We start from the raw sequence: 17,405 nt of genomic DNA, 5'->3' as shown, positions 1-17,405 counted from the left end.
GTCCTTATACTGTTTCAGATTGCTCTTTGTGAACCATTTTTATTCCTACCAAACCAAAGCCAAGCTCCAATAGTAGATAGACGACAAGTAGCCAGTGAGGCATGCCATCCACCACCAAACTGATGACTCGTCCGGCAGCTAAACCCAACATGAATACCACCAAACTATAGAGCGCTGGCAGTCGATACTTTTTGAACAGTGCGCCAAACACCCAAAACAACGCCAGAGCTAAATAAAGCCCCATCACTGCACGAAAGATATGAGTAACGTTGATGGGTGTGGCGTCGATACCAAATAGATAGTCAAGAGAGACTACGGGGGCATAACCATAAGACAGTGCAATAGGTGTTAAACCTAAAACTGCAACGAACAAGAAAATACTCTGTGGCTTCATACCCTAACTCTTTTAACTTGGCTCATTTCAAAAAACATAGTCTACAATCAGCAATATACAAGTTGCATATATGAAAATTGCCCCCCGGAAGGCACATTCATAAACTTGCTACTTCACACAAAAGATAAGGATATCAATATGGCTAAATGGCATTACCTACTCGCATCAGCATTGGCTGCCAGTTCAACCGTAAATGCTCAGGAAGCAAGCACACAAGCGGATACAAAAAAGTGGCAACATAGCTTCGAAATTTACGCGCTCGCACTCAACATCCGCGGAGACAGCACCATTAGTGATTTGTCTGCTGATGTCGATGTTGATCCTGCATTCATCATGGATCATCTTGATATGACCGCAATGGTGCGTTTAGAGGGTATCTATGACAATCAGTGGGGCTATTACATTGACTACAGCTTCATGAAGTTAAGCGGAAAAACAAACTCAGTGTTAGGTAGCAACCTAGAGGTATTGAGGGGCAACCTTGATATCCGACAAGGTGTTTTAGATGTGAAGGGTTTTAAGCGCTACCAGTACGATTTTGGCACGATTGATTATCTGTTTGGGCTTCGTTGGTGGGATAACGACATCGATGCCAAGCTTTACGGTTCAGGTGGCAATCTAAGTGCAGACCGATCACTCGATGAAGATTGGGTTGATTACCAAATAGGTGTGAGATGGATAACGCAGATCAATAAGGATTGGAAATTTCACGCAACCATTGATGCAGGGCTTGGCAGTGACACCGACTTTACCTCGTCTCTGTTAACTGGCGTGCGATACCAGATAAACAGTTGGTCTGACTTAAATGTTGCCTACAAATCCACTTGGGTTGATTACGAAAACAAAGGTACCTTTGAATACGATACCGCATCGCAAGGGTTCCTGATTGGTTGGGCTGCTCACTTTTAATTAGAGAGTCAGGATATTAGAAATTTAGGTAAGCCAGATTCATGGCTTACCTTTCAAACGAAGTCTACCTTTCACGAAAAGCTGCTGGTGACTTACCTATGGATTCACAGGGTGTGGCACAATACATTCTTTCTTCATGATAGTTAAGCCAGCTTCGAGAGTTTCTGTCCAAGCTTGTTCAACGCTTTCATCATAGTGAGGATCGTATTTCTTAACCGTATTGAGTAACGAATTGAACCACTCGTTGAGCTCAATCTCGGAAATATCCAGCCCTAGGTCTTTATGCCTTTTACCCAATTTCTTTACTGAGTTACGCACGCTTGGTAGACCAGCAGAGTTATAGATAAGAATGATCGAGGCTTTAAGCATCTTGGTTTGATGCTCTAATCCTATCTTTTCAAAACGTTCTGAAAATCTTGGATTATGCTCGCAAAAATCCGCCAGAAAGCTCTCCAAAAATTCTTGGTCAATCCGGCAGCGCTCAAAGCTTTCATAAAACAGTTCGTTCGGTTTCATCTAGCAAGTCCTTTGCAATAGTCAGCAGGTTTTTAAAATAACAGGTTAGTTCAGAGCAGCGATAAACTAACTCCAAACTATCAACACACTCTAATTATACGCCATCGTTGCATATCTTGAACGATGACATAAGGCGAACTGTGGCATAACGTAAACTACGGCATAAAGTGCGTTGCACAAATCTTGTTTCCATCAAGATCTCGCAAATAAGCCATGTACAAGCGACGCTCGTCAGAACCTCTCGCTCCGGGGCCATTTTCAATGCTGGTACCGCCATTTTCGACGCCAACTCGATGCCACTCATCTACAACTTCAGGAGAAGACGCAAGAAAACCCACCGTCATACCGTTGCCGTGAGTCGCAGGCTGACCATCAATCGGCTTCGTTAAGCCCAACACACCCGTTTGGCTAACGTAAACACAGCGCCCTTTGGGATCAACAGAGCCTTCGCTATAACCAAGCACTTTCATGATTGGGTCATAAAAAGCCTTCGCGCGTTCAATATCATCGGTACCGAGAAAAACATGGCTGAACATAACTAACCTCTTCTTTTATTGAAAGAACCATCTAAACTAGACCTATAATTCGTGTTTGTCTAGGCACGCTATTCGGTCACAACTGTTGCTTAACCCATTGAGCAAACACCTGAAACTTAGTTCGCTGTTCCATGCCTTTCGGGAACTCAGTTAGTCTGATCAACGATCCGTTGTGCGCCCTGCCCTTGGTCATGCAGAATATCTTCAGGGTTCAACAAGTGGCATTTCTGCATACTCAAACACCCGCAACCGATACAGCCTGTTAAGTTTTCTTGTAGCGATTTAATCTGCGCCATTTTGCTATCAAGTTGACCCTGCCACTTCTTAGCAACGCGCTCCCAATCTCGCTTAGTCGCGGTATGGTTCATCGGCAGTGTCGATAACTCTTCGGTGATCTCTTCCAGCGTGAAGCCAATCGACTGTGCGACTTGTATCAAAGCAATTCTTCTCAACATCGCCGACTGATAACGGCGCTGATTTCCGTTAGTACGAATTGAAGCAATCAACCCCTTGGTTTCGTAAAAGCGTAAGGCCGAAGGAGCCACGCCACTGCGCTCAGCCAACTGGCCTATGGTGAGGTATACGATGTTTCTCATGATCTTTCACTTCCTGTTTGAATAGCCGTTTCTTCCTGATAATAACCAGTATAATATAGTTCACTTTAACTTGAAGTTTGCGTTCAAACTTAGGTTTGGGCTAGATTACAAAATACGCGCAACAAAGCAACCTAACGTATTGATTTTTTTGAGCTATGATTTTGTTCGCTGATTGCCATACATGTCGTCAAACCCGGGAATGCCTTGCTCCCACACAGGTTTATCTTCACCGACAATGGTTTTCAATGTATCAATGAAGAGCTTGGTTTTTATGGGTGCATCTCGATGTGGGTACACCGCATAGAAAGTGCCAAAGTCATCCAAGTTTAAGTGAGTCATAATAGGCACTAACTCTCCACTGAGCACTTCATCTTCAATCATCTGCGCCGTGACAACCGCGAGAGTACTGCCAGTTAGCGCGCTCTTGGAAATCATCTCAACGTCATTCACTTTATAAGCGGCATTAAGCTGGAAATGCTGCGCTTGCCCCTCTTGATCGACATAAGAAAACTTATCAATCAACAAACCCGGAGCGGCATAGATAGTCGCAGGTAATGACTCTAACTTTTCGATGGTGTTGATCTCGCCATGCTGAGCAATGAACTCAGGTGAAGCGACAATCAGCAATCGACTTCTGGCTATCTTACGGCTGATTAGGCTGGAGTTTTTGGGCTTACCAATACGGAAACCAATATCAAACCCTTCTTTAACCATATCGACGATTCGGTCTTCGAGTCTCAATTCAAAATCAACATCTGGATACTGCTTCTGGAAAACCGCAATCGCCTGCTGAACATATTGTCGACCGAACATGGTCGAGCTGGTGATTCTTAATAACCCTCGAGGCTCTGCATGATAATTTTGCGCCAAGCGTCGAGTATCGTTCAACAGTGCACGAAGCTGATGCGCTTGATTGACCATCTCATTGCCTGCAGCTGTCAGAGATAACGAACGAGTGGTTCGATTGAGTAACCGAACATCCAGCTCTTCTTCAAGACGGCTGATCTGTTTAGAGATAACGGAACGGTCGACGTTTCTTTGCTCCGCCACTTTGACAAACGAACCCAGCTCAACCACTTCAAGTAACAATAATAAACGACTCGATATATCCATAACGCCCTTTGTTGCATTTAAGGCACCAATCAAGTGCCAATATGACTATTTTTCTCATCTTATTACAAATCTATAGTAGCTGCACATAATGGAGACAACATTCAGTCCCGACCTAATAGAGGAACACCCCATGACACTACTATCTGTGACTAACCAAAATGGCATCGCAACAGTATCGATCAACAACCCACCAGTGAACGTGCTGACTTTCGACTTGATCAACGAGATCAATGCCTTTGTACTTTCATTGAAAGATGATCGTGATACTAAGGTTGTGGTCTTCAAATCATTACATGAGAGCTTCTTTCTGGCTCACCTAGATCTCAATGTGATCAACGGTACACAAGGTGGACAAGCTGGTTCGATTGAATTCAACCACATGATTGAGAACATTAAAGCGATGAAACAAGTCTCTGTCGCGGTAGTTGATGGCGTAGCTCGTGGGGGCGGTAATGAATTTGTGATGGCGTGTGACCTTGCTTACGGCACTGAAAACTCGGCGTTCGCACAACCAGAAATTCATGTAAACATCCCAACGGGTGGCCAAGGCGCAGTTCAATTTGCAAGACGCATGGGCAAAAACAAAGCGCTACAAGCTTTGCTGCTTGGTAACGATTTTACGGCTCAACAAGCAGAAGAGCGTAACATCATCACGCAGTTTGTACCGAAGGCAGAGCTAGAGGGTTTCTTAGCAGCGACACTCGGTGTAATCAGCCAATTAGAAGTACGTGATATCGTGATGTACAAAGAGATCATCGCTGCCTCAATCAAAGATGAGCAAGCGGGCGCTGAACTAGAACTTCGTTACTTCTTAGAGCGCGCAAAAGAGCAGAAAACCGCAGCAATTATCGGTGCGTTTCTAAAACACGGTGGTCAAACTGAGCGTGAAGCGAAAGACATTCAAGGTATCTTCGTTGACACCGCAGCAGAGTTATCACAATAGACAATGACGCAATTAAATGGCCATCGCTTGATGGCCATTTATGTATGTATCTACTTATTTATCTATTTATCTGTGCACCGATGTAGTAATTCTCTCACTCACTGAAGCAGTTAGATCTGACTCATGATCGATTTCAGGCTCTCGGCCATTTCGGTATTGATGATCTCACCCGTTTCTACATTAAAGTTGTCGTAGAAACTTGGCACCGACATCGACCCCTTCACATCTGCATCAAAGTAAGGTGCGGAATTTACCGCAGACGACAACACAGAGCTTGCGCCACCGGGGCCTGGTGATGTGGAGAGCATAACCACAGGTTTACCTTGATACACTTTCATGTCGATTCGTGATGTCCAATCAAACACATTCTTAAAAGCTGCGGTGTATGAACCGTTGTACTCTGCAAAAGAGATGACCACAGCATCAGCTTCGCCAATCTTGCTGAAAAAGCGCTGCGCGTGTTGATGAACGCCGGACTCTTTTTCTCTGTCTTCACTATAAATAGGCATCTCGAAATCATTAAGATCGAGCACCTCTACTTGCGCGCCCTCAACTAAGCTTGCGGTGTACGCTGCCAATTGTTGGTTAATCGATGCTTTACTGTTGGTTGCGCCAATTGCTAATACTTTCATTGTTGATCCTTGTTCAGTTTTCTCACCTTTATGCACTCATGACTTCAATTACGGAGCTCAAAGTTCATAACTGAAGATTCGTAACGTCTGTTTGATAACATCAAAACCTGCACTAGGCGACAAGGTGATAGATTGTGTTTTTAGATTGGGGATGATGATAAAACCTCAAGTTAACTTGAGGTAAATCTATATTTTCAAAAAATAGGAAATAATTTAAAAACACTTATAAAGCAGTTAATTATGAAAGGTTAAACATAGATTGGCATTACACAGACAAAAATAAGCACACCCAAAATACAGTGAGTGTGCTTTATCGAAATACTATTTACTTAAGTTGATTTAATGGACTGACACCAGAGTAAGCGACTCCGGATAGCTCGGCCATTTCGCGATTCCATGTTGCCAAATCGTGAGGATTAAACTGATTCAAATGATCATGACCACACGCTCTCGCCATCACTTGCATCAACTCAGTCGAGGCTTCGAAGAAGTTCTTCAATTGATTCGATGCCTTCTCGACATTTAACCGTTGGCGTAAATCGGCTTTTTGAGTCGCGATACCCGCCGGGCAATTATTGGTGTTACACATTCTCGCCGCCACACAACCTATCGACTGCATGGCACTGTTCGAGATAGCGACACCATCTGCACCAAGCGCCATCGCTTTTACGAAATCCATCGGCACGCGCAAGCCGCCCGTGATGATCAATGTGACTCTGTCACTGACCCCTTGTTTATCGAGATACGCTCTAGCGCGAGCGAGTGCTGGAATAGTGGGAACACTGATATGGTCACGGAACATTTCTGGCGCCGCCCCTGTACCGCCACCACGCCCATCTAAGATGATGTAATCGGCACTGGCATCAAGCGCGAACTGAATGTCTTCTTCGATGTGATTGGCACTTAACTTAAAGCCAATCGGGATACCGCCTGTCACCTCTCGAACACGGTCGGCGAACTTTTTAAAATCCTCGACCGTGTTAAGGTCGACAAAGGTGGGTGGAGAAATCGCTGCCGTGCCCGCTTCAATGCCACGCACCTCCGCGATCTTGCCTATGTTCTTCGCGCCCGGTAAGTGCCCGCCCGTTCCGGTTTTGGCACCCTGCCCGCCTTTAAAGTGGAAGGCTTGAACGTTTTTGAGCTTAGCTTCATCGTAACCAAACTGAGCACTGGCTAATTCATAAAAGTAGCGAGAGTTCGCCGCTTGCTCTTCGGGTAACATACCGCCCTCACCGGAGCAGATACCCGTCCCTGCGAGTTCGGCACCTTTCGCCAATGAGACTTTTGCTTCTTCAGATAGCGAGCCAAAACTCATATCAGACACAAACAAAGAGATGTCCAATTTGAGTGGCTTCTTCGCTTTGGGGCCAATAATCAGTTCAGTTCCAACGGGCACATTCTCCAGCAAAGGCTTGGTGGCCATTTGCGCGACCATCACTTGAATATCGTCCCAGTGAGGCAATAGATGTCTTGGAACGCCCATGGAGGTCATTGGCCCATGATGTCCAACCTTGGATAAACCATCACGCGCCAGTTGATGAATAAACTCGACGGTAGGTTCTTCTTTGGTTGCGCTCGCAGCTGGCGACAAATCTGGCGCAGCCGCTTGAATGTGAACCTCCGGGCCTTCTTGCCCAACTTGTTCCGCTGTGAACTGTTTATGAGTGCCATCGCAGAAAGGAAGGTTGTTGGAATACTTACAGCGACAAAGGTAGGCGTCTCCGCTCTCTTCGGCGACAAAGCTTTTCGGTTTGAACCCCGTACCAGCATGAGAACCGTCACAAAACGGTTGGTTTTTCGACTTCCCACAGGTACAGAAGTAATACTTCTCTCCCTTCGTCAGCTCTACTTTAACGGGTTTGTTATCCGCAATTACTGGACTCTTCATAGTTCGCTCACCTTTTCTTTCTTATGATTTGATGACTGAAGCGATGACTTGCTCACAAGAGTAAAGTAAAGGTGAGATACCCAGCGAATTCAATAAACGGATGAAGTAAAGCGACTCCAGTCTAAAGCCTGAATCACCATCAAACCGATAGCCATCGTGCTGATATTCATATCTTGGTTTTATGCCTCAACAATATCTATTCTGTCTAAATAATGGAAAACCACTTTTAAAGACCAACACCAAGGCTCTCATCATCAACTCAAGTTTTAAGTTTGTAGGGTTAGATCAGACAAACTGAAATTTTGTTATATAAAAATTGAGCTAGAATTATCTCAGCTTCCAAAGGTAAGCCAGAAATACAAACGGCAGTACGACAATTAATTTCAGCTGAAATAGGTAAACACTTTAACCTTTCCAGCAACAAAGAGAGAAATCATGAAAGAATCATTCAAGAAAGGCCGCATAAGCGGACTTGTTAGTATCGCATTGTGCCTAGGTGCGTCAGGTGCTTTTGCCGCGGATTACGACCTAGTTATCGAGAATGGACGAGTGATGGACCCTGAAAGCATGCTGGATGCTGTATTAAACGTCGGGATCAAAGATGGTCAAATCATCAAAATCACGGCAGAAAAACTCGACGGTGATGAGACAATCGATGCAACAAATCAAGTGGTTGCCCCAGGTTTCATTGATACCCACTTTCACTCGCTAGATGGTTTATCTATCAAGCTTGCAGCCCTAGATGGTGTAACAACGGGTATGGATCTGGAAGTCGGTGCGATTCGCGTCGGTGAGTGGTATGAAGAAAAAGCGGGTAAATGGCCACTGAACTACGGTACTGGTGTCAGCCACGAAGGAGCTCGTCTTCAAATCCTAGATCCTGAAGTGAAAATTACAGGCCCACATGATGCAACTACGATTCTTGGCTCGCTTCGAACTGAAGCGGCTAAAGACGGTGTGAGTGGCTGGTCTGAGACCAAAGCTGATATCGAGCAGATGAACCAAATCCTTTCTGTTCTTGATCAAGGCTTTGCAGAAGGTGCATTGAACCTAGCTTCAACAACCGCTTATATGAAAGATGGTTTGACGGCATTTGAGATGTACGAGTCCATGAAAGTCGCAGCAAACTGGGACCGATTTGTATCATCACATACCCGTTTTCACGCTAACCCTTCAAATCCAGAAGCACAGCTGGGTTTTGACGAAATCTTTACCAATGCGATGCTTCTCGACTTACCATTTTTGATGCTCCACAACAACGACTTCGGTTGGTGGGAAGTAGAAGAAAAGCTAAAGCTTGCACGAGAGAAAGGCTTAGTGATGTGGTCTGAATACTATCCATATGATGCGGCATCCACTGCGATTGGTTCATCTTTCCTTGTACCGGAGTCTGTGGAAGGGATGTACAACGCGAAGTATGAAGAAATGATGTACGACCCAACACGCGATAAATTTCTGACCAAAGAAGAGTATCTGGTCATTGCCGCTGAAGAACCGGGTCACTTGGTGGTTCTGTTTAGCCCTGCACGTAAAGATTGGATGAAATACTGGCTACAAATTCCAAACATGACCGTTGCAGCAGATTCTATCTATTCAGGTTTAGGTACTGATTCTTGGGATGCCGATCCAACAGAATATCAAGGTCACCCTCGAACTGCGGGTACTCGAGGCAAAGTATTACGTATGGCACGTGAAGAAGGCGTACCATTGTTATTCACACTTGCTCAAACGTCTTACTGGGCAGCAAAGCATCTAGGTGATGCGGGGGTTGAATCAATGAAAGTTCGTGGTCGTATGCAAGAAGGCATGGTTGCGGATATCACCATTTTCGACCCAGAAAACGTAACCGATAATGCGACTTACAAAGCCAAAGAACAAGGCAATCCAACAACCGGTATTTCTTATGTCATCGTAAATGGTGAGCAAGTGGTTAAAGAAGCTGAGTTCCAAAAAGTATGGGCAGGCCAACCCATTCGTAACACACCATCGGATGAATCGCGATTTGAAGGATTGAGCAAAGAAAAGTTCTTGGAAAACCTAACAGTACCAACGATTTCTATCGATGACTCGGGTGCCTCTGGCAATCCGCAACTATAGAAAAAAGTGAGGTAATCATGATCAAAAAGGCTATATGTGCATTGCTACTCACGGGTTCGTTTTCAGGAACGACAAGTGCAACTAGCATCGATGATATGGGATTTGATGTGTCTAGTTTTAAACAAACAGGACAACAAATATCTGTCAAAGAACCGAAAGCGCCAACGTTAGTTCAGGAGAGTAAACTGGCCTCATATGTAAGCGAAGTCGGCGTAGATGTCGCCAATTTGTCTCAGGTGCAAGTTGATGATTTGATCGGAAGTTATGACCAATTGCCATCAGCGATCTTTTGTGATGAACATCAAGAGTTCGAGATTCAGATATCAAGGACGAATATCTGGCAAAGAACGAAACTGATGAAGTTACGACAAGCGATTGGAGACGATCTACCTAACGCGCACTAATATGCCCTCATAACAGCCAGTGATTTTTACTGGCTGTTTTTTCATCTAATAAACCCAAGTTAGAAGTATTCATCATAAACGTGTTGGATGTATTCATTAGCAGCAGTAACGATAGATTCCCTTATCCCTTCAATATGTAAAGAATGTGGGCTCCATAAAGAAATGGGAACCTCTAAACCTTTTTTAATCTCAGTAGGCTTGAGCTCAACTAAATTCTGCTGCACAAATTCAGAGTAAATAACAGAGCGAGGAAGTAACGCCCAACCTAAGTCTAGCCGAACCAATTGGATCACAAGCGCAAGTTGGTCAACAAGCTCATAGTTAGCAGAAAGGGTGACTTTATCTGCCATCCCTTCATCGATTAATGATTTCAAGATTAACTGCTTAGATATTTTTAACTTAGAGAACAGTTCGTTTGGTGGCGTTTTACTCAGTTCACTGCCTTTACTTGCGAATGGGAGCAGCGTAAGGGTTTCTAGGTAAACCGCGTGAAAGCTATTCATCGCCCTACTCTCATGAGTATTCAAAAAACCGAAGTGCAGTGTCCCATCTTCAATCCCCTGCTCAATCTCCTTTTTATTCATGACCAGCATATTGACTCGACAACCTGGAAAGTCTTTTTGTAATTGCATTCTGATATCAGCCAAAATGAGCTGTGGCATAAAGCTTAGATAACCGATATTGATGGTTTCTGGTTCGCCTTGGGAGATGTTGAGCGCTATTTTATCAAAGACTTTTAGCTGCTCAACGGCTTGCTTGGCATAGCGGTAAAGTAATTTACCTTCTTGTGTTGCTTCAACACTGCGACCTTTGCGCTCAAAGAGTGCGACATCAAGAATATCCTCTAAATTGACAACAACTTGCCCGATGGTACTACGGTGTTTATCTAGCTTAGCGGCAGCCTTGCTAAAAGATTTTTGCTCGTAAACCGTCACAAAGGTGGAGAGTTGCTCGAGGCTGAAATTCATAGATGACTCCAATATTCAAATAATGCTTTATTACTGTCAAATCAATCACTTTGACGTGATGAGTATAGACAGAACATGCATAGGTTACGACTTCCACCTCAAAAAAAACCAACAAGGTTCAAATAGTTTGTCTGATCACGTCAGACAATAGCAATTCTGAGTTTCCATTAAACGTTTATATCATTCCGGCTTATCTAAACAACCTATGTGAAATACCGATACGAATACAAAGAAGACTTTATCCAAAGCGGTGGATTTGGCATCAACAACCAAACCGCGATTGGTGGTACTGCTGCGGCATTCCTGAACGTTAAAAACTGGCGACGATGGCACTTTTTTCACCTTCAATCCGGAATACACATATATCGACGGCGATCTTGAAAGCAGCACCTTGAAAACAACACTCCGTCTAGCAACACCTTTATCACAAGATAAATCTCGCTGGGGAGAGCTTAGAGTTGAGAACACTTATGGCGAAGTAACAATCAAGTTCAGTCATCCAATCCTAAAGTAGATACATCATTATTTTTGCACTCAGCGTATTTGATTAACCAAGCTGAGTCGTAATTACTAAGAGGTTAAAATGAAACATCTTTTGAATATGTCAACGATTGCTCTGATATTGGCATCAGGGGCAACAACCGCTGAAGTAATGTCAGTAGAGTCCTCGACTTCGCGTTCACATTACGATTCATGGAATGAAACCAAGCAAAACCTTCAAAAAGAGTATGGCTTACAGTTGGGCATGGATTACAACATGCTGAGTATGGGAGCGATTGATCCTCTTGGGGATGCATCTGCTGCGGCAGGAGCATTAAGAGTCTTTGGTCAATGGGATCTTATAGAGACAGAAGATGGAGACAAAGGCGGAATTGTATTCAAGTTTGAGCATAGACATAAATACACAGAAAACTCCCCGAAAGAATACGGTTTGGCCGATCTCGGTTACTTAGGTTTTGCTCACTCCTTATATGGTGATCAAGGCTTTAGAACCACTCATTTATTTTGGCGTCAATCTCTACTGCAAGAACAGATGGTGGTTTACGCCGGTTTCTTAGACATGACGGATTACACCGATTTTTATGCGTTAGCTAGCCCATGGAATGACTTCAACAGTGGTGTGTTTACTTCCGGAAGTGGAACGATTGGTGGATTGCCTGATGGTGCACTGGGTGTTATGGCCGGCGGTTTTTTCTCAGATAGCATTTATGGCTCGGCCAGTATTCTTGATGCTAAAGGCAACGCTTCTGACTTAGTTGAAGGAGCCAAAGAGCTCTTTGACACAGGGGCCACTTGGAAAAGCTTAGAACTCGGTTGGACACCAAGTAAAGATATGCTGTTCATCAGCAATGCTCATATCAGCCTATGGCAGCGTGACGCAGTTGGAAACGATGATGAAGGTTACGGTATCAACCTGTCTCTATCAGGTTTAGTGGCTGAACGTTGGTTGCCTTTCATTAGGGCTGGATGGGCTCAAGATGGCGGAGCCATGTATGACGCCTCAGTAAGCGCCGGCTTTGGTTACATTCCTGCACAGAGAAACCAAGACATGTTTGGACTGGCAGTTAACTGGGCAAGCCCAATGGAGAGCACAACGCAAGGGTTGGACTTAGACGACCAATATACAACTGAAGCGTATTACCGAGCTCAAATCACACCATGGCTGCAAATTTCTCCAAGTGTGCAAGTTCTGAATCACACCGCGGTTGATCTGACCAATGGCTTCGACAACATCAATTTAATCCAGAATAAAACCGATGTGGTATTTGCCCTAAAAGCAAAATTCGAGTTCTAAATTAAACACACGTACAAATGATATTAAGGAAAATATCGTTATTAACCTTGCAGGAGTGCTAAATAAATTTCGAGTAAAAAATGAAAGTAAAAATATTCTTGGCGATACTCTTAGGTATGGCTTGTAATACTGCGACTGCGGAAGCAGAAAAAACAAGTAACGATCAAGTACAACGAATTATTCTTGTTCGACATGCCGAAAAGCCAGATGACGGCCTTGGTAACCATTGCTCCAACTGCGATCCAATATGGCATGCCCATCAACACACAATATGGTTGGAATGACTTTGAAGTTATTCTTAGATAAATACCGTAATGCAGATCTTTTACTGGCGTGGGAACACATCAGCATTGAAGTGCTTGTTACTTTGATTAAGCATCGCTTTGATAACGTTGACCCAATCCCAGAATGGCCAAATTCTGATTACGACATGTTTTTAAGTTAATCATCGATTGGAGTAAACCGAGTGATCTGACAATCAATGTTCATAAACAAAAGTTTGGAGACATCTCGACTGAATGCCCTAGCACCAAATAAGTTGCTGGTTAATGGCTTTTATCGAACAACAATCAGAAGAGTGAATTAACCTCAGCCCGAGTACACAATAACAAGTTACTCCGTACTCAGGCAAAAACTAGTCAACCTTTAATACAACAAGCCTCTAATCAAACAATTCGATAACCAATTTATTGTCTTTAATCACTAGATTGGGTTCCGATGACTTAATCAACGACTCTTGAACCTTGTTGCTGTCGAGTTTGTAAACCGGAGACTGGGACAAAGCAAAACCTATCATCGATACAGCTGGTTTGAGTAGTGTCTCTATTTCAGGCGAAAGCTGTTTGCCTTTTTCTTCAAAGCGCTCTAGTCGCAGCGACTTTAGATACACCTCGCCACTCTCCTTGTCGTATTCGGGAATCGCGCTGAACTCTAAGTCTAAATCCAACCCCATATTAGGCATATTGAACACTTGAACTTTTGCATTGGTATTCGCCAACACGGACACGCGTTGTGCATCGGCTCGACCAATTTGCACTTCTAGATCATCCACAGCCACTTGTGCGTACATCACACTTTGTACACCAACCTCTTGTTCTAGCATCACTGAGTCTTCAAGGTACTTCGTCATTTCTTGCTCGGTAATGCTGTAGCTAACACAACCACTGAGCATCAGGGCTGTCACAGCTATAATCAAACGGTTCATTAACTTTGTTGTCATTGGAGATAGGCTCTTATTTTTTAAATGCATGGAACGGATGTTACCTCGAGATGATACTGTAAATTGGTTGTCACAATAACAGTGTCGGATAACTGGGCAGAATGATCCACCTAAATGGTGATGTCGTATCAATGAGAATTGACGAAAATAGTAAGGAAAACAATGACTGCATTAACGATATTTTACGATGGAACCTGTCCACTTTGTGCAAAAGAGATGGCAGCACTGACTAAGTCTGATTCCAAAGATCAGATCCAGACCGTCGATATCTACAGTGAAGCGTTTTCAAACTACCCGCAAATAGATGCCGAGGCAGCCAATACAATCTTGCATGCACTGGACGAAAACGGAAAGCTGCTGCTCGGTTTAGACGTGACTTACCAAGCGTGGAAGCTAGTAGGAAAGGGTTGGCTGTATGCCCCGTTACGTTGGGCGATTTTTAAGCCAATGGCAGATTGGTGTTATCTACGGTTTGCCAAAAATCGATATAAGATTTCGTTTTGGCTAACCGGAAAATCACGTTGCAACGGTAACAGCTGCACAAAATAGTGTTGAGTTAAGACATGCCGCTGGCGACTTTGTAGTAAACGATGCCAAATAGGGCTGCGAACACCAATACCGTAACGGCCACTTTCAACCAAATAAATTTCATGCTTTGTCCTTTTAATTCTGTTTACTGTTCCACGCGACAAGTTAGCACAACAAAACATACGGTTGTGTAATGATTGATAGAACTTTGTAGTCATACCAATCACAGTAGGTAAGTGTCAAGAAATAGCGCAGGAAAAAAGCTTGAGAACAAGGCGGATTTTTTAGATAAGTAGTTATTCTACAATCAAAAAATCTAACGACTTTATCGAGATTTTTAACAAGCTAGGGTGAACAGTTATTTACTACGATTGGTATCAACCCTGATTACCAGAGAGAACCTTTATGTCGGCAAAAGAGAGAAACCTTCCCACACATCGAATTTCTAGATTCAGTAAGTTCGCTTCGTTGGCGACAAGAGTCGCGGGTAACGTGCTAACGGAAGGCACCAAACAAATTGCACAAGGCAACAGGCCCAAAGCAAAAGACTTACTGTTAACGCCACAAAACATTGCTCGCCTGACCGATCAACTCGCACACCTGCGCGGTGCGGCTATGAAGTTAGGACAGATGCTATCAATGGATGCGGGTGATGTCTTAGAACCAGAGTTAGCCGACATTCTCTCTCGCCTGCGCTCCGATGCCGATCCACTGCCAACAAAACAGCTCAATCAAGTGTTAGAAAGCTCGCTCGGGAACCATTGGAAAACCGAATTCCTGTCCTTCAATTTTAAACCGATCGCCAGTGCATCTATCGGACAAGTTCACCAAGCCTATAGTGATGCTGGGGACAAACTCGCAGTCAAAGTCCAATACCCCGGCATTAGAAAAAGTATCGACAGTGATGTAGATAACGTGGGCACGCTGCTCAATATTGTTGGCTTGATACCAAAGTCGGTCGACTACAAAGGCTTGTTAGAAGAGGCAAAGAAACAGCTCCACGATGAAGCAGACTATGCTCGCGAAGCTGATTACGCAACTCGTTACCATGATGCATTGAAAGAATACTCTCACTTCGTCGTACCTAAGATTCATCCGCAAGTCTCTTCAGAATCGGTGCTCGCCATGGACTTCATTGAGGGCGTCTCAATAGAGCAAATCGAAAGTTACGACCAATGCACACGTGACTTTGTAATGCACAGCTTACTGGAGCTTCTGTTCAGAGAGTTGTTCGATTTTAAGATGGTGCAAACCGATCCCAATTTCGCCAACTACCTTTATGTTGAAAACACCCGACAAATTGGCTTATTAGATTTCGGAGCAACCCGTGAGTACAGTGACCGCTTCAGCGAGGGTTATCGCTTGGCCTTTTCCTCTGTCATTAACAACGATGAGCAAGTGCTCAACCGAGCTTTAGAGCAAATAGGATTCTTTAGCGAGACAATTCTTCCCGAACAACGCCAAGCGATTCTAAATCTAGTGAAGATGGCCTGTGAGCCGATGTTAGTTGACGAAGAGTACGACTTCAAAGCCAGTGGATTGGCACAAAGGCTTCGTGAAGCAGGCACCATTTTGAGCATGGAACAAGAGTATTGGCATACGCCGCCCGCCGATGCGCTGTTCCTGCACCGAAAAATTGGTGGCATGTATCTATTAGCGGCTCGCCTTGGTGCAAAAGTGAATATCAGTCGCTTGGTCGCTCCATATCTTATCTCAGAGAGCAAAAGCACAACTAAAAGCGCGAGTTAATGAGACAGTAAATAATACGCAAAGTGATCATTTCATCGTGCTCAAGAGTAATAACCATTACGCCAACTAAAATGAGCCAACCCTATGAAATGTTCACTACTTTGCTCAACCGCACTGATTACAAGCCTCACGAGTTCCATCGCCTTTGCAGCGAGCTGTCCCGAAATACTTAATGGCAAACAGCGCTTGTTAAACTCAACCGAAGAAATCGCCTTGTGCGATGAGTTTCAAGGCAAAACTCTATTGGTGGTAAATACAGCGAGCCAATGTGGCTTCACTCCGCAGTTTGAGCAACTCGAGCAACTTCATCAAACCTACAAAGACCAAGGCTTCACGGTTATCGGTTTCCCAAGTAATGATTTTCGCCAAGACAAGGGAAGCGAAGAGAAGGCGGCAAAGGTTTGTTACCTAGACTATGGCGTGACCTTCCCAATGATGGCGCGAGCTTCACTGTCTGGTAGCAACGCCAACCCCGTGTTTACAGAGATACAACAGCAAGCGGGCGTAACGCCTAAATGGAACTTTTACAAATTCTTGATCAGTAAAGAAGGTAAAGTCGTCGCCACCTTCCCTAGCTCCACATCTCCAGTGAGTGCCACGCTCAAAAACGCGATTGAGCAGCAGTTATGAAGGCGGATTACATGGCAACAACTCAAACCCGTAACACCATGGCCAAACTGGGGTACATGGGGTTAATTCCGTTTTTATTCGGTCTTCTCCTTTCGCTCACCGACAGCCAATTTATGGGGATAAGCGGTGAAACGCTGTTCATCACCTACAGCGTGGCAATTTTGAGTTTTCTTTCAGGGATCTTGTGGGCAAATGGCATCGAAAACTTTGAAAGCCAATCAAGTAACAAAGCACTGCTAATAAGCAACGCGATTGTGCTCATCGCTTGGCTGGCAGTATTGCTTGGCGAACAAAAAGAGCTAGTGACAACTCTGATTCTCATCTTTGGTTATATTGCGGTTTGGCGAGCTGAAAGGACGATGAGAGAAGAGAACCAGAGCCAAGGTCCTGATGGCTACTTTGATATGAGGACTCGGCTGACCTCTAGTGTCGTGTTAATGCACGGTATCGTGATGCTAACCTAGAGCTACGAGATTGTCTTTGAAGTG

At 44.2% G+C, this 17,405-nt stretch carries 20 protein-coding genes; 11 read left to right on the top strand and 9 right to left on the bottom strand.

What is annotated here, in order from left to right; translation table 11 throughout:
• Positions 1 to 4: 4 nt before the first annotated feature.
• Positions 5 to 394: a DUF4345 domain-containing protein gene (locus tag AB4351_RS10385; RefSeq protein WP_372125892.1), complete on the bottom strand. Its 390-nt coding sequence runs from the start codon at positions 392 to 394 to the stop codon at positions 5 to 7.
• Between the two features lie 138 nt (positions 395 to 532).
• Between AB4351_RS10385 and AB4351_RS10380 the strand changes: the two genes are divergently transcribed.
• Positions 533 to 1,303, top strand: coding sequence for a DUF481 domain-containing protein (locus AB4351_RS10380; RefSeq protein WP_280603525.1), 771 nt, complete (start codon positions 533 to 535; stop codon positions 1,301 to 1,303).
• A gap of 96 nt (positions 1,304 to 1,399) precedes the next feature.
• On the opposite strand, the gene AB4351_RS10375 is transcribed toward AB4351_RS10380, so the two are convergent.
• From AB4351_RS10375 to AB4351_RS10360, 4 genes are all read right to left on the bottom strand, one after another.
• Positions 1,400 to 1,819, bottom strand: coding sequence for a globin (locus AB4351_RS10375; RefSeq protein ID WP_372125889.1), 420 nt, complete (start codon positions 1,817 to 1,819; stop codon positions 1,400 to 1,402).
• Positions 1,820 to 1,974: 155 nt separating this feature from the next.
• Positions 1,975 to 2,355, bottom strand: coding sequence for a VOC family protein (locus AB4351_RS10370; protein WP_372125887.1), 381 nt, complete (start codon positions 2,353 to 2,355; stop codon positions 1,975 to 1,977).
• Between the two features lie 146 nt (positions 2,356 to 2,501).
• Positions 2,502 to 2,951, bottom strand: coding sequence for a redox-sensitive transcriptional activator SoxR (gene soxR / locus AB4351_RS10365; RefSeq protein ID WP_102320544.1), 450 nt, complete (start codon positions 2,949 to 2,951; stop codon positions 2,502 to 2,504).
• Positions 2,952 to 3,104: 153 nt separating this feature from the next.
• Positions 3,105 to 4,064, bottom strand: a complete 960-nt coding sequence (locus tag AB4351_RS10360) for a LysR family transcriptional regulator (RefSeq protein WP_012604456.1) — start codon at positions 4,062 to 4,064, stop codon at positions 3,105 to 3,107.
• A 130-nt stretch (positions 4,065 to 4,194) separates the two neighbouring features.
• Between AB4351_RS10360 and AB4351_RS10355 the strand changes: the two genes are divergently transcribed.
• Positions 4,195 to 5,007: an enoyl-CoA hydratase/isomerase family protein gene (locus tag AB4351_RS10355; RefSeq protein ID WP_136975921.1), complete on the top strand. Its 813-nt coding sequence runs from the start codon at positions 4,195 to 4,197 to the stop codon at positions 5,005 to 5,007.
• Positions 5,008 to 5,117: 110 nt separating this feature from the next.
• Here the strand turns inward: AB4351_RS10355 and AB4351_RS10350 are convergent, their stop codons facing one another.
• Together AB4351_RS10350 and AB4351_RS10345 are read right to left on the bottom strand one after the other, a co-directional pair.
• On the bottom strand, positions 5,118 to 5,639 hold the full coding sequence (locus tag AB4351_RS10350; protein ID WP_102320546.1) for an NADPH-dependent FMN reductase: 522 nt from the start codon (positions 5,637 to 5,639) through the stop codon (positions 5,118 to 5,120).
• A gap of 325 nt (positions 5,640 to 5,964) precedes the next feature.
• A complete protein-coding gene (locus AB4351_RS10345) occupies positions 5,965 to 7,527 on the bottom strand; it encodes a glutamate synthase-related protein (RefSeq protein ID WP_372125885.1) in 1,563 nt (520 codons plus the stop codon).
• Positions 7,528 to 7,962: 435 nt separating this feature from the next.
• Between AB4351_RS10345 and AB4351_RS10340 the strand changes: the two genes are divergently transcribed.
• Both AB4351_RS10340 and AB4351_RS10335 read left to right on the top strand, forming a co-directional pair.
• Positions 7,963 to 9,624 carry an amidohydrolase family protein gene (locus AB4351_RS10340; protein ID WP_017071822.1) on the top strand — a complete coding sequence of 554 codons (1,662 nt, stop codon included), beginning with the start codon at positions 7,963 to 7,965 and terminating at the stop codon, positions 9,622 to 9,624.
• A gap of 17 nt (positions 9,625 to 9,641) precedes the next feature.
• Positions 9,642 to 10,028, top strand: a complete 387-nt coding sequence (locus AB4351_RS10335; RefSeq protein ID WP_017071821.1) for a hypothetical protein — start codon at positions 9,642 to 9,644, stop codon at positions 10,026 to 10,028.
• A gap of 59 nt (positions 10,029 to 10,087) precedes the next feature.
• Here AB4351_RS10335 and AB4351_RS10330 read toward each other — a convergent pair whose 3' ends face one another.
• Positions 10,088 to 10,996 (bottom strand): LysR family transcriptional regulator, encoded by a 909-nt coding sequence (locus AB4351_RS10330; RefSeq protein WP_372072970.1) that lies wholly within the window; start codon positions 10,994 to 10,996, stop codon positions 10,088 to 10,090.
• 583 nt (positions 10,997 to 11,579) lie between these two features.
• On the opposite strand from AB4351_RS10330, the gene AB4351_RS10325 reads away from it, so the two are divergent.
• The 3 genes from AB4351_RS10325 (at position 11,580) to AB4351_RS10315 (ending at position 13,236) form a co-directional block, all read left to right on the top strand.
• Positions 11,580 to 12,791 (top strand): carbohydrate porin, encoded by a 1,212-nt coding sequence (locus tag AB4351_RS10325; protein WP_372125882.1) that lies wholly within the window; start codon positions 11,580 to 11,582, stop codon positions 12,789 to 12,791.
• Between the two features lie 80 nt (positions 12,792 to 12,871).
• Entirely contained in the window at positions 12,872 to 13,075 is a 204-nt protein-coding gene (locus AB4351_RS10320; protein ID WP_017069640.1) for a hypothetical protein, read from the top strand.
• Positions 13,076 to 13,077: 2 nt separating this feature from the next.
• Positions 13,078 to 13,236 (top strand): hypothetical protein, encoded by a 159-nt coding sequence (locus tag AB4351_RS10315; protein WP_372050963.1) that lies wholly within the window; start codon positions 13,078 to 13,080, stop codon positions 13,234 to 13,236.
• Between the two features lie 216 nt (positions 13,237 to 13,452).
• Here the strand turns inward: AB4351_RS10315 and AB4351_RS10310 are convergent, their stop codons facing one another.
• Entirely contained in the window at positions 13,453 to 14,010 is a 558-nt protein-coding gene (locus AB4351_RS10310; protein ID WP_017065247.1) for a DUF1439 domain-containing protein, read from the bottom strand.
• Between the two features lie 162 nt (positions 14,011 to 14,172).
• Here AB4351_RS10310 and AB4351_RS10305 point away from each other — a divergent pair, with 162 nt between their 5' ends.
• The 4 genes from AB4351_RS10305 to AB4351_RS10290 all read left to right on the top strand — a co-directional run bounded on the left by AB4351_RS10305 (position 14,173) and on the right by AB4351_RS10290 (position 17,381).
• Complete coding sequence (locus AB4351_RS10305) at positions 14,173 to 14,559, top strand: thiol-disulfide oxidoreductase DCC family protein (protein ID WP_017062190.1); 387 nt, start codon at positions 14,173 to 14,175, stop codon at positions 14,557 to 14,559.
• 384 nt (positions 14,560 to 14,943) lie between these two features.
• On the top strand, positions 14,944 to 16,287 hold the full coding sequence (locus AB4351_RS10300) for an ABC1 kinase family protein (protein ID WP_372125880.1): 1,344 nt from the start codon (positions 14,944 to 14,946) through the stop codon (positions 16,285 to 16,287).
• A gap of 84 nt (positions 16,288 to 16,371) precedes the next feature.
• Positions 16,372 to 16,917: a glutathione peroxidase gene (locus AB4351_RS10295; protein WP_102393681.1), complete on the top strand. Its 546-nt coding sequence runs from the start codon at positions 16,372 to 16,374 to the stop codon at positions 16,915 to 16,917.
• The gene (locus AB4351_RS10290; RefSeq protein WP_017062213.1) at positions 16,914 to 17,381 is read left to right on the top strand and encodes a DUF3429 domain-containing protein; all 468 of its coding nucleotides are present in this window, start codon (positions 16,914 to 16,916) and stop codon (positions 17,379 to 17,381) included. The genes AB4351_RS10295 and AB4351_RS10290 overlap by 4 nt, the downstream gene beginning before the upstream one ends.
• Positions 17,382 to 17,405 lie beyond the last annotated feature (24 nt).

Origin of the sequence: Vibrio sp. 10N.261.51.F11 (genome assembly GCF_041471665.1) — a bacterium.
GTDB classification, from domain to species: Bacteria; Pseudomonadota; Gammaproteobacteria; order Enterobacterales; family Vibrionaceae; genus Vibrio; species Vibrio crassostreae_C.
Note: the sequence above shows the minus strand (reverse complement) of the source record. Positions and strands in the feature narration are given on the sequence as shown.

Excerpts from the sequence above, each read along its gene's own strand:
- AB4351_RS10335 (WP_017071821.1), top strand. The coding sequence starts at position 9,642 with ATGATCAAAAAGGCTATATGTGCATTGCTACTCACGGGTTCGTTTTCA.
- AB4351_RS10340 (WP_017071822.1), top strand. The coding sequence starts at position 7,963 with ATGAAAGAATCATTCAAGAAAGGCCGCATAAGCGGACTTGTTAGTATC.
- AB4351_RS10360 (WP_012604456.1), bottom strand. The coding sequence starts at position 4,064 with ATGGATATATCGAGTCGTTTATTATTGTTACTTGAAGTGGTTGAGCTG.
- AB4351_RS10305 (WP_017062190.1), top strand. The coding sequence starts at position 14,173 with ATGACTGCATTAACGATATTTTACGATGGAACCTGTCCACTTTGTGCA.
- AB4351_RS10370 (WP_372125887.1), bottom strand. The coding sequence starts at position 2,355 with ATGTTCAGCCATGTTTTTCTCGGTACCGATGATATTGAACGCGCGAAG.
- AB4351_RS10320 (WP_017069640.1), top strand. The coding sequence starts at position 12,872 with ATGAAAGTAAAAATATTCTTGGCGATACTCTTAGGTATGGCTTGTAAT.
- soxR (WP_102320544.1), bottom strand. The coding sequence starts at position 2,951 with ATGAGAAACATCGTATACCTCACCATAGGCCAGTTGGCTGAGCGCAGT.
- AB4351_RS10310 (WP_017065247.1), bottom strand. The coding sequence starts at position 14,010 with ATGACAACAAAGTTAATGAACCGTTTGATTATAGCTGTGACAGCCCTG.
- AB4351_RS10385 (WP_372125892.1), bottom strand. The coding sequence starts at position 394 with ATGAAGCCACAGAGTATTTTCTTGTTCGTTGCAGTTTTAGGTTTAACA.
- AB4351_RS10300 (WP_372125880.1), top strand. The coding sequence starts at position 14,944 with ATGTCGGCAAAAGAGAGAAACCTTCCCACACATCGAATTTCTAGATTC.
- AB4351_RS10350 (WP_102320546.1), bottom strand. The coding sequence starts at position 5,639 with ATGAAAGTATTAGCAATTGGCGCAACCAACAGTAAAGCATCGATTAAC.
- AB4351_RS10295 (WP_102393681.1), top strand. The coding sequence starts at position 16,372 with ATGAAATGTTCACTACTTTGCTCAACCGCACTGATTACAAGCCTCACG.
- AB4351_RS10330 (WP_372072970.1), bottom strand. The coding sequence starts at position 10,996 with ATGAATTTCAGCCTCGAGCAACTCTCCACCTTTGTGACGGTTTACGAG.
- AB4351_RS10355 (WP_136975921.1), top strand. The coding sequence starts at position 4,195 with ATGACACTACTATCTGTGACTAACCAAAATGGCATCGCAACAGTATCG.
- AB4351_RS10325 (WP_372125882.1), top strand. The coding sequence starts at position 11,580 with ATGAAACATCTTTTGAATATGTCAACGATTGCTCTGATATTGGCATCA.
- AB4351_RS10375 (WP_372125889.1), bottom strand. The coding sequence starts at position 1,819 with ATGAAACCGAACGAACTGTTTTATGAAAGCTTTGAGCGCTGCCGGATT.
- AB4351_RS10290 (WP_017062213.1), top strand. The coding sequence starts at position 16,914 with ATGAAGGCGGATTACATGGCAACAACTCAAACCCGTAACACCATGGCC.
- AB4351_RS10380 (WP_280603525.1), top strand. The coding sequence starts at position 533 with ATGGCTAAATGGCATTACCTACTCGCATCAGCATTGGCTGCCAGTTCA.
- AB4351_RS10345 (WP_372125885.1), bottom strand. The coding sequence starts at position 7,527 with ATGAAGAGTCCAGTAATTGCGGATAACAAACCCGTTAAAGTAGAGCTG.